Source organism: Alkalibacillus silvisoli (assembly GCF_039521975.1).
GTDB lineage: Bacteria > Bacillota > Bacilli > Bacillales > Alkalibacillaceae > Alkalibacillus > Alkalibacillus silvisoli.
Map to the genome: position 1 here is coordinate 23,341 of NZ_BAAACZ010000029.1, position 14,899 is coordinate 38,239.

A 14,899-nucleotide genomic window follows, 5' to 3' on the forward strand; every position below is an offset into this window, starting at 1 on the left:
AGTATAACTATATAATTTATATTATCGGAGGTACTTTAAATGGATCAAGAGGAAAAGCAAATAAGGCTTACATCATCAGAAATAGCCCCCCTTTGGAGTCAATACATGAATGATAGTGCAAGTATTTGTATGCTATCTTACTTTTTAGAAAAGGTTGAGGATGAAGAAATTAAACAAGTAGTTGAATATTCTTTACAATTATCGAAATCTAATATTCAAGAAATAACTTCAATACTTACTGAAACAAATAATGTAACTCCTCATGGCTTTAAGTTAGAAGAGGACGTGGATCTTAATGCTCCTAGATTGTACTCTGATATTTACGTATTAAATTTTGTACATCAAATGTCTATGATCGGTCTAACAACTTATTCAACTAGTTTATCAACATCCATAAGACAGGACATGACTGATTATTATATGGAATGCCTTACTAACACCATGCAATTATTTAAAATGTCAAAGGATTTATTATTGTCAAAAGGTCTGTATGTAAGGCCACCATACTTACCTAATTTGAAACAGGTATACTTTGTTAAAAAACAAGGATTCATTTTAGATGTCTTAGGCGAAAAGAGACCGCTAATAGCAAGTGAAGTGACTAATCTTTATGCTAATATACAGAGAAATGCTTTAGGAGCAGCAACTTTAACGGGTTTTTCTCAGGTGGCTCAGGATAAACAAGTAAAACAATTCCTTACTAGAGGGGTCGATATTGCAAAAAAACATATTAAATTGTTTGGTAATAAATTAGAGGAGAGTAATCTTACAATACCTGTTACATGGGCAACAGAAATAACTGAAAGCACAACCTATACTTTTTCAGATAAACTGATGATGTTTTATACATCAGCATTAATTGCTTTGAGTACAGGATTTTATGGTACAAGTGCCTCTCAAAGTCCAAGAGTCGATTTAGGTGTTCTGTACAACAGATTATCTTATGAAATACAACTATATTCAGAGGATGGAGCTAACATAATGATTGATAATAGATGGATGGAACAACCGCCAATGGCCTCAGATCGAAAAGGACTAACAACAGGTGAATAAGCTAAAATTTGTTTGTAGCTTCTAATAAATGAGCTTAATTTTGGTAGTTAGGAGATTTGGGAATTTATGTCCAACATATGAATGTTCTAAACATTATAGGAGAATATAATCTTAGATCAGATTTTAACAATGGAGGATTCGCACATGGATTCAGAACATATTCGATTAACTGCACCAGAAATATCAGAACTTTGGGTAGCGTACATTAATGATTCGGGCGTTGTTTGTGTGTTAAAGAATTTTATGAATCAAGTTCAGGATGAAAAGGTCAAGTCTGTAATAGAAAGAGCTTTGGTAATATCAGAAAATGGAATGAATGAAACAGAGAAAATCTTTACACAGGAAGGTTATCCAATTCCTGTTGGTTTTAATGAGAATGAAGATGTCGACCTTCAATCTAATCGGTTATATTCTGATGGCTATATGTTGGAGTTTTTAAAGCAGTTGGGGCAAATCGGAATGAAAACGTATAGTTTATCCATTGCTTTTGCAACAAGACAAGATGTATATCAGCTTTTCGTCAATGGCTTAAATGAAATGCAGCAAATTCATGAACAAACGCTACAAGTATCATTAGAACAAGGTACTAACATGCGTCCACCTTATTTACCTATTCCAAAAAAACCTGACTTTGTAAAGAAGCAAAGTTTTTTGACTGGGTGGTTAGGTGATCGAAGGCCCGTTATAGGAGCTGAGATTACACATTTAGTATCCAATATTCAAAGAAATGCATTGGGTGCTGCAACGATGACAGGATTTGCTCAGACAACCCAATCGAAAGAGCTTAGACAATATTTTCAACAAGGTAAAGAAATAGCAAATAAACATATCGAAGTCTTCAGTACCATTATGAGGGAAAACGATTTACCTGTTCCGATGACTTGGGATACAGAAGTCACCGATCATACGTCGTTTGTTTTCTCTGATAAGTTAATGTTATTTTTGACTACATTTTTAAACAGTCTAGGATTATCTTATTACGGGTTAAGTATGGCAAATAGTCCAAGGCATGACCTAGGTGCACATTATACAAAAATGATGGCAGAAGTAGCACAATTCACACAAGATGGAACAAATTTGATGATTGACTATGGTTGGTTAGAGCAGCCACCACAAGCAGCAAATCGTAATAAATTAAAAAATGAGTAGAGGTCATTATGACTAAAGATAAACGTGTAGAAGCCATTATATGGAGTATAGCCTTACCTGGATTTGCTCAATTGCTCAGAAAAAAATATATAAAAGGCATATTCTTAGTTTTGTTAGAAATTATTATTAATGTCCAAGCAAGGTTTAACTACGTGATCATTGCAAGTTTTCAAGGGAATATTGATGTTGCTGTTGAGGCAACTAATTATCAATGGATTATGTTTTATCCTTGTCTTTATATGTTTGCTATATGGGATGCGTATAAAGATGCAGGTGGAGGAGGTCAACCTTTTTCTTATATCCCGTTTGCACTTGCTGCATTTATAGGGACAATTGGGGTTATTTCTTCACCGACTTTTCACATTGGTGGTGTTCTTTTAGGACCGATTTGGACAGGGATTCTAGCTCACATCATTGGATTTATTATTGGTATATTTATCATGAAGATTTTAAGGCGTACAATTGATATTGATGAAAGTGTGAATTGAGTTAGGTCAAGATTAGTTGTCATAATAGAAATCCGGACGATTCATTATAAATGGACTCGTTCGGATTTCTACGCTATTATATCGTTACACTAAATTGTTTTGAGCGCTGTTAAAAGTTGCCGAACGCTGATAAAGTCGTCTGAACGCTGATAAAAGTGCCCTAAGCGCTGATAAAATTTGATTCCTCTCGGGAGTTCCTCACCTTACACAAGGCATCATGTTCATCATTAAACAACTCTTCTTGCCTTGTCCCAACCTCCTTATGGTACTTAGGAGAAGAGAGATTTTTCTTCCTTCACTATAATTATCCTTTATTCCTTCTATATTTAATATAAAAAATAAGCGCTATAACTGTAAGTGGAATTAAGACCGGGGAGAGACCGATTACTAAAACGGTAATTCCAGAGAAAATATTAATGATAAAGTTGACGGTGTTCATTAATAACTGTTGTGCGCGTTCAATCGTGTTAAGTGAGTCTTGATTTTCGATTTCTGGAACGTTAACGCGTTGTTCGCTAATGTCAATATGGACTGTTGAATATGCACTATGGTTTTCTAAATAGCCCATTCGACCTTTGATTTGTTCGATTTCCTCTTGTACGCCTGAGAGATCATTTGAAATATTTAATAAGTCTTCGGTGTCTTCTGCTTCATCTAAAAAGTTTAATAACCGTTCTTCGACTGCTTCTTTTGAGAGTAATCGAGATTCTAAATCAACATACTCTTCAGTCACATCTTGGCCTTGGATCGATTTCTCAGTTACATTCGTATGTTCACCTTCAATATTGTTCATAAAATCATGAAAATAATCATCAGGTATGCGAGCAACGATTGAACCAGACACTAACCCTTCCTCATGTTCATATGAGGATGATTCAACAATATAACCATCTCTCGCTTCAATTTCTTTAGTTAATTCGCGTTCAGAGTCATCGAAGTCAGGGACTTCAATTGCTAGTCTTCCTGAATAAATCACCATACGACTTTCAGCGCGGTCTTCTGATAATTGTGGTTCGCTTTCATTTCGCAATTCAGCTTGTTCTACTTCCTCAGTTGTTGCTTGCTCTTCTGTAAAACCAGCGTCTTCATCAGCATTTAAGTCATAACTCTCTTGTGTAGTCTCTACTTCATCATCATTAGAACATGCATATAATACAGTTACAAACACGATAAACCATAACGTTAAAATGAAAATCTTCCACTTGGACTTAGTCACCATCATGACCCCACCTATTCTATATTATTAAGGTAGTAGACGTCTTTTCAGTAAGAATGTTACAACTAACTTGAGGTTATTTTTCCTTTTTGGGGATTATGACAAGTATTTCACGGGAAATCATGGTAATAAAAGTATAAAAGTATCATGAGGGTGAATCTTTTAGGGATATGTTACAGTATACAAAGAATTGAAGAGTTGAAAACGGATTAAGTTTAATGGAGGTAGTTGACATGAAACAATTACAGCAACTTATTCAAAGAATAGATCGCAAAAGTTATAAAGCGTATAAAGACATACAAGGAAATTATCAATTTAATACACACACTTTACACATTGACTATGTTCAAGGTGACCCATTTGCAACACCATCTAAAATCCGCATGTTTATACCAAATGACGTTCAGTCTGTTCAACCTGAATGGTTACAAACCAAAAAGCGCAGAATTTATGTGGAGGACTATATTGCAAGGCAAGTTCATCGGTCGATTATGAATGAACCAGTTCAAGTAAAAGGAAGTGGAAAAAGCGGTACTATTTCGATTGATGCACCAGATCAAGAAATATTAGAGCGAACAGCTGTTAACATAACTGAAGAAGGGGTGACCGTTTGCTTATCGATTGGCTTACCTGCAAATGGACGTCGAGTTAATGGTCAAGAAGCAGATAAGTTGTTGTTTAAAGCGCTACCGAGTATTATCGGGTCCTCAGCTTTACGCTTAAGTCAAAAGCATTTAGATGAAGCTATCCAATTGGCAGATCAACACGATGCTATCCGTCAAAAAATGAGGAAAGAAGGTTGGATTGCTTTTGTTGCTAATGGATCAATCTTACCAAGAGCGAGCGGAATCAGTTCTAAACCTTTAAAACAAGCAGTTCCTTTTCAAAGTCCAAAAGAGAATGAAGTAACTTTTCAGATTCCACATCACAAAGAGCCGATATCAGGAATGGCTATAACTCAAGGGATTACGTTAATTGTTGGGGGCGGTTATCATGGAAAAAGTACATTGCTTGAAGCGCTAGAATTAGGTGTTTATGACCATGTTTCAAATGATGGTCGCGAGTATGTGTTAACCGACCCAAATGCAGTCAAAATTAGAGCCGAAGATGGAAGAAGTATTTCGAATGTGTCGATTTCACCATTTATCAATAATTTACCTAATGGGGCAGATACGCGAGCTTTTTCTACCGAGAATGCAAGTGGTAGTACCTCACAAGCTACTAATGTAGTCGAGGCATTAGAAGCAGGGGCGAACTCTTTATTAATTGATGAAGATACAAGTGCGACGAATTTCATGATTCGTGATGAGCGTATGCAACAATTAGTAGCTAAAGACCAAGAGCCGATTACTCCATTTGTTCAAAAAGTTAAGCAATTAAAAGACGAGTTAAATGTGTCAACTATTTTAGTAATGGGTGGTTCTGGTGATTACTTTGATGTAGCAGATGATGTTATTATGATGGACCGTTATGTACCAGTGAATGTAACAGAGCAAGCTCGCTTAATTGCTAAAGACTCACCTCAAACTCAATCAAGTGTTAAAGAATCATTTGAAAAGTGGACTAACCGGACTATTGATACACAATCGATATATAAGGTATTAGGCCATAAAGCGAAGGTACAAGCTAAAGGGAAAAAGACGATTATGTTAGGTAAACAAGCTGTCGATCTTGCATTAGTTGAACAAATTGTCGATGATTCCCAAACAAGAATGATTGCTAATATGTTAAAATATATGGCGTTATCTAAAGAAAATCAAAAGGCGAAGACGTTAGAGGAATGGCTCGATGCCTTTGAAGTTTATATGGAAAAGTATGGATTGAGTTTTACGCAACAAGGCAGAAGCCAAAGGCAACATCCAGGAGATTTAGCTAGACCGAGAAGGTTTGAAATCGCTGCTGCCATCAATCGTATTCGTCATTTAACTATTAAATCCTAACTAACAAGCTGTTTCTATGATCTGAACAGCCGAAATATTGAATTAGAAAGGAGGGGTTGTGATGAATTTTACTCAACTAAAACAAGAGCTAATTGAATACTGTGGTGAGGTTAATATTCAAAAGGTAGGGATCGCCTCAGCAGATACGTTTGATACGCTGAAACAACGCTTAGTGACTCAGCAGGCTTTTAATTATCAATCAGGCTTTGAAAAAGGTTCAATCGAAGAGCGCACAACCCCCACAAAGCTACTCCCTAAAGCACAGTCTATTATTTCAATCGCATTAGCCTATCCATCGAAAATGAAAGATGCGCCGAAAAGTAAAAAAGGTGAAAGACGTGGAATATTTGCTAGAGCTTCTTGGGGTAAAGATTATCACGATGTACTGCGTGAGAAGTTAAACTTAATTGGTGAGTTTCTTCAAGACAAAGTTGACGGTGCTGAATTTAAGCCGATGGTTGATACAGGTGAGCTTCATGACCGGGCTGTTGCTGAACGAGCTGGTATTGGTTTTGTCGGTAAAAATTGCAATCTAATCACAGAAGAGTATGGGTCTTATGTTTATTTAGGTGAATTAATTACAAATATTCCTTTTGAACCAGATGAGCCAATTGAAGAAGGTTGTGGTGACTGTAATATTTGTGTTGATAAATGTCCAACCGGTGCTTTAGTTCAAGGTGGGCAATTAAATGCAAGTCGCTGTATTGCCTATCAAACGTTAACGAAAGGGTTTTTACCTGATGAATTCCGGACGAAAATAGGGAACCGTTTATACGGGTGTGACACGTGTCAAGTTGTCTGTCCAAAAAATAAGGGAGTCGATTTTCATTTACACGATGAAATGGAACCAGATCCTGAACTAGCTAAACCTAAACTAGAGCCTTTACTCACGATTTCCAATCGGGAGTTTAAGGAGAACTTTGGTTATATGTCAGGTTCTTGGAGAGGGAAGAAGCCAATTCAGCGTAATGCAATCATCGCCTTAGCCCATTATAAAGAAGTACAATCTGTTGATACGTTGATTGAGTTAATGAAAAAAGACCCAAGGCCCGTGATACGCGGTACAGCAGCTTGGGCAATAGGAAAGATCGGAAGGGAAGATGCTAAAGACGTCATCGAACTAGCAAAATGTTATGAAGAAGATGATGATGTAAGAGAAGAGATGGATAAAGGATTAGCACTACTTGAAGTAGAATATACGTAAAGCTTCATAAGAAAGGAGCTATGTTGATGGTGAAAATGAAGGTATCATCGTTTAATTCACCTATAGGAAGTCTAGTAGTTGGAAGTCATCAGGAACAACTCCATTTCATTGAACATGTAAGAGATGAGCGCAGTCATGACTGGTTAAGAAGAAGGAAAATTGCACCAGATCGTTATGAATTGGTAAAAGATTGCACCTTTAATAATCAAGTCATTAATCAATTAACGGAATATTTTAAAGGAGTACAGGTTAATTTCAATTTGCCACTAAATCTAGTAGGAACCCCATTTCAAAAAGAGGTATGGAATGCACTTTATCAAATTCCATACGGACAGCTTGTTACTTATAAAGATATTGCTTATGCAATTAATCGTCCGAAAGCGGTAAGAGCAGTAGGGGGAGCTGTTAATAAAAATCCAATTTCAGTTATTATTCCATGCCATCGTGTTATTGGCAGTAATGGTAATTTAGTTGGTTATGAAGGTGGATTAGACCGTAAAAGAGCTTTGTTAAATCTTGAAACAAAAGACGAACAATGGTTAAAAATAAGTCAATAATTTGTGGTATAATACTGTCGTTAGAATAAACAAAGAGGTGGAAACATTGGGGTTACACATCGTATTATACCAACCAGAAATTCCTGCTAATACAGGCAATATCGCCCGCACAGCTTTGGCAACAAATGCATCCTTACATTTAATTAGGCCATTGGGTTTTTCGACAGATGATAAAATGCTAAGACGTGCAGGTTTAGATTATTGGCATGATGTTAACGTAAAGTATTATGACTCTTTAGACGAGCTACATCAAACTTATCCAAATGGTTCATTTTATTATATTGAAAACTTTGGGACTAAGCATTATACAGATTATGATTATAGTGATCAGAAGGAAGATATCTTCTTTGTTTTTGGTCGAGAGACAGATGGTATTCCTTTAGAGTTGTTAGTTGGAAAAGAAGATCAATGCTTAAGAGTGCATATGACAGAACACGTTCGGTCATTGAACTTATCTAATACAGCAGCGATCATTGTTTATGAAGCTTTACGACAACAAGGCTTTCCGAATGTTAAATAGAGCCTTAAAGGATAAAAAGCAGAGGGGACTCCCCTCTGCTTTTTATCCTTTAAGTAAGCTTTTAATAAGACTTGGTGACAAGCCTGACTTTCTCATTGGTCATTATTTACGTGGTTCGCCCGGCTGAGCATCATAACCAGCAGTAAAAATTGATACTAAAAATACTAGGCATACACCCATAATAATTGCTGTTGTCATGGAGAATCCTCCTTATTGTTCAAGACTATGAGTACCCTTATTATAACCAAAAGATAATAAAATGTGAATAAAAGTGTAAACTTGTTCAAATAATCTTCTAAAATTTATTTTATGAACTGTTAGTATAACCCCACTCAATCAATGAATAAAATGAAATGAAAGCTTTAAGTGGGGGTTATACAGATGAAATGGGAAGGAACGTTAGAAGAGTTTGTGCAATATATATTGGATGGTAAGATTTCACCAATATCAAGTCATAAACGATTGTATAACGCTTTAAAGTGGGCATTGGAAGGCGATTTAACCAACCAATTATTCGGGATGGACTCTCTTATTAAGCAGGTCATGTCAGATTATTTAACCCCAGCTGCAAAAGGGTATGATGCTCATAAGCGAATATTAGTGCTTGTTGGGCCTCCTGGAAGTGGGAAATCAACGTTTGTAAAGGTGTTAAAAGAAGCGTTGGCTAAATATTCACAAATGGACGAAGGAGTAGTATATCGTATTAAAGCATGTCCATTGAATGAAAACCCACTTTTAGCCTTACCATTAGAGATTAAACAACAAATTGAAAGAAAAACTGGATTTACGATTACAGGCTTTCTATCACCACTTAATCAATTAAAGTTAAGAGAAATATATGAAGGTGATTGGAAGAAAGTTAAAGTAGAACAATTTTCGATCAATGAACATAAAAGGGAAGGGATCGGTTCATTTGTTCCAGGAGACCCTTATTCGCAAGAGGTTAATGATTTAGTTGGTGATGTTGATTTTTCAACGATTACGAAGTATGGCTCTATATCTGACCCTAGAGCTTATCGTTATGATGGGGAATTCCAAGTAGCTAACCAAGGGCTATTAGAGTTACATGAAGTGTTCAAGTGCCAAAGAGAATTATTATATCCGTTTTTAACCTTAGCAGAAGAGGGAATGTATAAAATCTCACGGCAATCAATGGTATATACAGACCAAGTTGTCATTGGCCATACGAATGAAGAAGACCTCCTTAGGTATATTGAACAAGGGACAAATGAAGCTATATTAAGTCGGATGATCTTTATTAAAGTACCTCACAATATGGTTTTGGATGAAGAAGTGAAGCTATATCGAACGAAGCTATATCCATCAGACTTAGACCGCCTGGATTATTTAGCACTAGAAACGCTTGCTCATGCTGTCATAATGTCACGTTTAGACCGAAGTATAAAGAGTGAATCGATTTTAAATCGTGTCCAACAGTTCAATGAAGGTCATCTTTTTACGAAGCGTAACCAAGATGGTATGGTAGGAGTGGAGTCGAGAGTAGTATTTAAATTGTTGGGCCGTTGTATGAGTGGTAGTGAAGTCATTACGGCAAAACAATTACTAAATGAATTACATCACGAAATACAAGAAGACTTCCTGCTATTAGAATCAGAAAAGCAATGGTACAGTGAATTAATTGAACGCGCTGAATTAGTTTATCGGAACAAGTTGTTGACATATGTTGAAGATTGTATGGCAATTAAAATGCCGCATCGTTTGGATAACTTAGTTCAGCAATTACTTCTTTCTGACCCTCAATCGCTTCAAGCGGGGTTAGGATTTGATTATGCAATGTATAAAAAGCTTCAGCAGCATTTAAAGCAATTGAGTAAGGAAGAAGTTAATTTTTCTTCATTGGCAAAAGAATATCAACAGCTTTTTAAGCAAAGGCTAATGCAAGAATATGTAAAGGAGCTATATGCTAAGCATTACTTATGGAATTGGTTAAATAGTGATTTAGTTCAGTACCTTACTAAAAAAAATGTACCTTATTCAAATGAGTTAATTAATTATACTTATCAAGCCTTAACTTATGAATTGAGTAATATATAGGAAGGTTTCGACAACACGGGGATAATTCTGCAATTTTTCGCGCATGTACCTTTTCTATAACCTCTTTTTCATATATACTAATTGAAGGTATATTATGTTTTTCCATTTGTTCTCTATTCACTGTTTTAAAGGTACATAAAGTGGGTAAACAATATGGTAGAGAATGAAGAGAAAAACTGTTATAAACTAATTATGTACAAATCGATGGGGGTAGTAAAAAGTGGCAATCAAAGGGTCTAACGACAATGTATGGCATGCTTTTCATGGCCCAAACATGGGTTATATTGAAGAGCAGTATGAATTATTTTTAGATGACCCTGATGCAGTTGATGAATCACTGCGTCAAATGTTTGAAGAACATGGAGCTCCTGATTGGATGCAGTCAGGTGGTGTAGAACCTTCAAGTGGACATCAAGCAAGTACTACAGATTTGAAGAAATTAACAGCTGCTATGAAACTTGTTGACGCTGTTCGTCGACATGGGCATTTAGAAGCGGACATCTTCCCTGTAGGAAAACAAGATGATCGTTCAACACCGTTAGTTGATCCAAAAACTTATGATTTAACAGAGTCAGACTTAAAACAAATAGATGCTAATATATTAGTATCTGATCCACCGAATCATGTAAAGAATGCATGGGATTTAATTAAGCACTTAAAGTCACGTTATTCTGGTAAGGTGTCTTACGAATTTAATCATATTCCTGACGATGATGAGCGCGAGTGGCTCTACAATAAAGTAGAGACTGGTGCTTTTGACGTGTCTTTAAGTGAAGATGAACAAAAAGACTTACTGAAGCGTTTGGCTGATGTAGAAGGCTTTGAACAATTTTTAGGTAAGACATTCGTAGGTCAAAAGCGTTTCTCAATCGAAGGTTTAGATATGATGGTTCCGATGCTTGAGCGCATGGTGAAACACGGTAACCAAGATTCGGTTGAACACATCTTGATGGGAATGGCCCATAGAGGACGACTTAACGTATTAGCCCATATCCTTGGAAAACCATATGAGTTAATTTTCTCTGAATTTGCTCATTCACCAGACAAAGAATTAGTTCCATCTGAAGGTTCAACAGGGATTAATTATGGTTGGACTGGAGATGTAAAATATCACTTCGGTGGTAATCGTGAAATTGGTGAAGATGATCAAACAACGAAGATTTCGTTAGCTCACAACCCTTCTCACTTAGAGTTTGTAAACCCAGTAGTAGAAGGTTATACACGTGCTGTGCAAGATAATCGTGATGTGGCAGGTTATGCTGAGCCAGATTTCAATAAAGCATTCACTGTACAAATTCACGGTGATGCAGCAATTATTGGTGAAGGTGTAGTTGCTGAAACATTAAACATGTCTCAACTTGATGGTTATGAGACAGGCGGTTCAATTCATATTATCGCCAATAACTTAGTCGGATTTACAACGAATCATAGTGATGGTCGTTCGACTAAATATGCGAGTGATTTAGCGAAAGGCTTTGAGATGCCAATCATTCACGTCAATGCAGATGACCCTGTAGCTAGCTTATCTGCAGTTGAAATAGCCTATCAGTATCGTAAAAAGTTCCAAAAAGATGTCATTATTGATTTAGTCGGTTATAGAAGATACGGTCATAATGAAATGGACGAACCACGTGGTACACAACCTGTATTATATAAAGAAATTGATGAGCATAAGACAACTTATGAACTATACGCTGAAGGTTTATCAGAAGCCGGTGTGATCTCAAAGGATGACGCCAAAGAATTTAAAGATAACGTTATGTCAAAATTGCGTGAGACTTATAACAATATGGAAGAAATTGAGGACGTTGAACATACAATTCCTGACCTTCCAGAAGAAGTTGTTAATGGTTTAGATCAGATTGAAACAGCAGTTGATGAAGAAGTCTTGAAGAAATTGAATGAAGATATGTTAAAGCGTCCAGAAGGCTTCAATGGCTTTAAAAAGCTAGAAAAGATCCTGCAACGCCGGGAGAAAGCTTTTAATGAAGATGAGAAGATTGATTGGGCGTTAGGTGAAGCATTAGCTTATGCATCGATCCTAAAAGATGGAACACCAATTCGTATGACGGGACAGGATTCTGAACGTGGTACATTCGCACACCGTCATGCTGTCTTAACTGATATAGAAACTAGAAAGAAGTATAGCCCATTCCATGGATTAGAAGATGTAAACACTGCATTTAGTATTTATAATAGCCCATTATCTGAAGCTGGTGTATTAGGTTTTGAGTATGGCTATAGTGTTGAAAGTGATGATACATTAGTACTATGGGAAGCGCAATTTGGTGATTTTGCCAACGCAGCTCAAGTAATCTTTGATCAGTTCATAGCATCTGGTCGAGCAAAGTGGGGGCAGATTGCAAGCCTTGTGATGTTATTACCACATGGTTATGAAGGCCAAGGTCCTGAGCACTCAAGTGCAAGATTGGAGCGTTTCCTAGAGCTTTCTGCTGAGAACAACTGGACAGTTGCTAACGTAACGTCCTCAGCTCAATTCTTCCACTTACTAAGACGTCAAGCAGCTATTGTAGGAACTGAAGCAGCGCGCCCATTAGTGGTTATGACACCTAAGAGCTTATTACGTAATCAACGTGTAGCAGTTGAGCATAAAGAGCTTTCTGAAGGTAAGTTTAAACATATTCTTGAACAAAAAGGTACTGGGGAAGATGCTGAGGCGGTAAAGCGCTTAGTCATCGGAAGTGGTAAAGTGATGGTGGATTTAGAAGAAGCGATGGAAAAGCGTGATAACACTGATGAGATCCACTTTGCCCGTCTTGAACAGATTTACCCGTTCCCTGATAAAGAACTAAAAGAAATGCTTAAAACGTATAAAAACGTTGGGGATATTGTTTGGGTTCAAGAAGAGCCGAAAAATATGGGAAGCTGGGATTTCGTTAAAGAACGAATTCAAGATATTAAGAAAGTTAAGCAAAAGCTTCATTACGTTGGACGCCCTTATCGTTCGTCACCTGGAGTTGGTGATCCGAATGTTTCTAAAGCAGAGCAAAGCCGTATTATCAATGAAGCATTGAAGCTAGATTAAAGGAGGAGAATGTCGTGAAGGAAATTATTGTTCCAGAGTTAGCTGAGTCCATTACAGAAGGAACAGTTGCTGAATGGTTAGTTTCAGAGGGAGATCAAGTTGAGAAGGGTGACCCAATTGTAGAACTAGAGACAGATAAAGTTAACGTTGAAGTTAACTCTGATTATTCAGGGGTCATTGCAGAATTTTTAGTCGGTGAAGGTGATGACGTAGAAGTTGGCGACGCCATTGCTAAAGTTGATGAGAGCGGTGAAGGTCAAAGCTCAGATAAAGGCTCTGATGAAAAGGAAGAGAAATCTGGAAGCTCAGATAAAGACTCTAATGAAAAAGAAGAGAAAACAGAAGAGTCAGCTAAGGAAGATAAAAAAGAAACTGAAGATAAGCAGGCAAGTAGAGAAGAAACAGCTGATCATGATGCTGATCAACCAGTGGCTTCTCCTGCAACTCGTAAGCGCGCGCGTGAATTAGGCATTGATTTAAGTGAAATTAAACCTAAAGATCCAGTTGGTCGCATTTCTAAAGAAGACGTAGAAGCAGCTGCAAAAGCTAAAACTGATGGTGGTAAAAAGCAAGATTCTAAGAAAGAATCTAAAAAGAAAGATCAGTCTGCTGTAAAAACGGAATTTGATAAACCAGTAGAGCGCGAGAAAATGTCTCGTCGTCGTCAAACGATTGCTAAGCGTCTAGTAGAAGCACAAGAGCAATCAGCCATGTTAACGACATTTAATGAAGTTGATATGACAAACGTTATGAGCTTACGTAGTGAACGTAAAGATGAATTCGAGAAGAAGCACGGCATTAAACTTGGTTTCATGTCATTCTTTACGAAGGCAGTAATTGGAGCATTAAAAGAGTTCCCACTTCTAAATGCTGAAATTCAAGGTGATGAAATTGTTAAGAAGATGTTCTATGACATTGGTATGGCAGTTTCAACTGAAGAAGGTCTAGTTGTACCAGTAGTAAGAGATGCTGATCGTTTAAGCTTCGCTGGTATTGAAGGAGAGATTATGAACGTTGCTAAGAAGGCACGTGATGGTCAGTTATCAATGGGAGACTTACAAGGTGGTTCATTCACGATTACTAACGGCGGTATTTTCGGCTCAATGCTCTCAACGCCGATCTTAAATACACCACAAGTTGGTATTTTAGGCTTGCACAAGATTGATAAGCGTGCAGTTGTTATGCCGGATGATAGCATTGAAGTACGCCCAATGATGTACCTTGCATTATCTTATGACCATAGAATTGTTGATGGTCGTGAAGCTGTACAATTCTTAGTACGTGTTAAAGAATTGATTGAAGATCCATATGATTTACTATTAGAAGGCTAAAATTCTGATCACGAATCCCCTTGCATAATAATATGTAAGGGGATTTTTTGGCTTTAAGGGTAGCGGTACAATTTCACTTTGCAGTATAGGGAGAGTGTCTTTAATTGTGTACGTTGGCCTTTAGGTAATCCGCTTTTGGTGGATGGTTTACAACATCTACTTAAACCTCCCTACGGTCGTTTGTCGCAGTGTTTTCTCTTTCGGGGTGAGCCCCTGAAGTGCTAGTATGAGGATCTTATCAGTCGCCGACGGAAAATCGCAGTGTGTTTTCGGGATGATAGATGAGTAAACAAATCGATTAATAATAAGGAAATCCCTCTTTTAAAAGATTGAGGTGTTT

At 37.1% G+C, this 14,899-nt stretch carries 10 protein-coding genes and 1 pseudogene; 10 read left to right on the plus strand and 1 reads right to left on the minus strand.

What is annotated here, in order from left to right:
* Positions 1 to 39: 39 nt before the first annotated feature.
* The 3 genes from ABDZ63_RS14420 to ABDZ63_RS14430 all read left to right on the plus strand — a co-directional run bounded on the left by ABDZ63_RS14420 (position 40) and on the right by ABDZ63_RS14430 (position 2,690).
* On the plus strand, positions 40 to 1,053 hold the full coding sequence (locus ABDZ63_RS14420; RefSeq protein WP_343784685.1) for a DUF3231 family protein: 1,014 nt from the start codon (positions 40 to 42) through the stop codon (positions 1,051 to 1,053).
* 144 nt (positions 1,054 to 1,197) lie between these two features.
* Positions 1,198 to 2,202: a DUF3231 family protein gene (locus ABDZ63_RS14425; RefSeq protein WP_343784687.1), complete on the plus strand. Its 1,005-nt coding sequence runs from the start codon at positions 1,198 to 1,200 to the stop codon at positions 2,200 to 2,202.
* 8 nt (positions 2,203 to 2,210) lie between these two features.
* A complete protein-coding gene (locus ABDZ63_RS14430; protein ID WP_343784689.1) occupies positions 2,211 to 2,690 on the plus strand; it encodes a hypothetical protein in 480 nt (159 codons plus the stop codon).
* Positions 2,691 to 2,994: 304 nt separating this feature from the next.
* Here ABDZ63_RS14430 and ABDZ63_RS14435 read toward each other — a convergent pair whose 3' ends face one another.
* Positions 2,995 to 3,909 (minus strand): DUF4349 domain-containing protein, encoded by a 915-nt coding sequence (locus tag ABDZ63_RS14435; protein ID WP_343784691.1) that lies wholly within the window; start codon positions 3,907 to 3,909, stop codon positions 2,995 to 2,997.
* 230 nt (positions 3,910 to 4,139) lie between these two features.
* On the opposite strand from ABDZ63_RS14435, the gene ABDZ63_RS14440 reads away from it, so the two are divergent.
* The 7 genes and pseudogenes from ABDZ63_RS14440 to odhB all read left to right on the plus strand — a co-directional run bounded on the left by ABDZ63_RS14440 (position 4,140) and on the right by odhB (position 14,559).
* Positions 4,140 to 5,846, plus strand: coding sequence for an ABC-ATPase domain-containing protein (locus ABDZ63_RS14440; RefSeq protein WP_343784693.1), 1,707 nt, complete (start codon positions 4,140 to 4,142; stop codon positions 5,844 to 5,846).
* Positions 5,847 to 5,907: 61 nt separating this feature from the next.
* Positions 5,908 to 7,050: a tRNA epoxyqueuosine(34) reductase QueG gene (gene queG, locus ABDZ63_RS14445; RefSeq protein WP_343784695.1), complete on the plus strand. Its 1,143-nt coding sequence runs from the start codon at positions 5,908 to 5,910 to the stop codon at positions 7,048 to 7,050.
* Positions 7,051 to 7,076: 26 nt separating this feature from the next.
* A complete protein-coding gene (locus ABDZ63_RS14450; protein ID WP_343784697.1) occupies positions 7,077 to 7,607 on the plus strand; it encodes a methylated-DNA--[protein]-cysteine S-methyltransferase in 531 nt (176 codons plus the stop codon).
* 46 nt (positions 7,608 to 7,653) lie between these two features.
* Positions 7,654 to 8,127: a tRNA (uridine(34)/cytosine(34)/5-carboxymethylaminomethyluridine(34)-2'-O)-methyltransferase TrmL gene (gene trmL / locus ABDZ63_RS14455; protein WP_343784699.1), complete on the plus strand. Its 474-nt coding sequence runs from the start codon at positions 7,654 to 7,656 to the stop codon at positions 8,125 to 8,127.
* 381 nt (positions 8,128 to 8,508) lie between these two features.
* The gene (locus ABDZ63_RS14460) at positions 8,509 to 10,182 is read left to right on the plus strand and encodes a hypothetical protein (protein WP_343784701.1); all 1,674 of its coding nucleotides are present in this window, start codon (positions 8,509 to 8,511) and stop codon (positions 10,180 to 10,182) included.
* A gap of 274 nt (positions 10,183 to 10,456) precedes the next feature.
* Positions 10,457 to 13,274, plus strand: a pseudogene (locus ABDZ63_RS14465) (2-oxoglutarate dehydrogenase E1 component).
* Positions 13,243 to 14,559, plus strand: a complete 1,317-nt coding sequence (odhB, locus tag ABDZ63_RS14470) for a 2-oxoglutarate dehydrogenase complex dihydrolipoyllysine-residue succinyltransferase (RefSeq protein ID WP_343784703.1) — start codon at positions 13,243 to 13,245, stop codon at positions 14,557 to 14,559. Before ABDZ63_RS14465 ends, odhB begins: the two are co-directional and overlap by 32 nt.
* The last annotated feature ends 340 nt before the right edge of the window (positions 14,560 to 14,899 follow it).

Bases quoted from the DNA above. Each gene is read 5' to 3' on its own strand.
- ABDZ63_RS14440 (WP_343784693.1), top strand. From the start codon at position 4,140: ATGAAACAATTACAGCAACTTATTCAAAGAATAGATCGCAAAAGTTAT.
- ABDZ63_RS14460 (WP_343784701.1), top strand. From the start codon at position 8,509: ATGAAATGGGAAGGAACGTTAGAAGAGTTTGTGCAATATATATTGGAT.
- ABDZ63_RS14425 (WP_343784687.1), top strand. From the start codon at position 1,198: ATGGATTCAGAACATATTCGATTAACTGCACCAGAAATATCAGAACTT.
- queG (WP_343784695.1), top strand. From the start codon at position 5,908: ATGAATTTTACTCAACTAAAACAAGAGCTAATTGAATACTGTGGTGAG.
- ABDZ63_RS14430 (WP_343784689.1), top strand. From the start codon at position 2,211: ATGACTAAAGATAAACGTGTAGAAGCCATTATATGGAGTATAGCCTTA.
- ABDZ63_RS14420 (WP_343784685.1), top strand. From the start codon at position 40: ATGGATCAAGAGGAAAAGCAAATAAGGCTTACATCATCAGAAATAGCC.
- ABDZ63_RS14450 (WP_343784697.1), top strand. From the start codon at position 7,077: ATGGTGAAAATGAAGGTATCATCGTTTAATTCACCTATAGGAAGTCTA.
- ABDZ63_RS14435 (WP_343784691.1), bottom strand. From the start codon at position 3,909: ATGGTGACTAAGTCCAAGTGGAAGATTTTCATTTTAACGTTATGGTTT.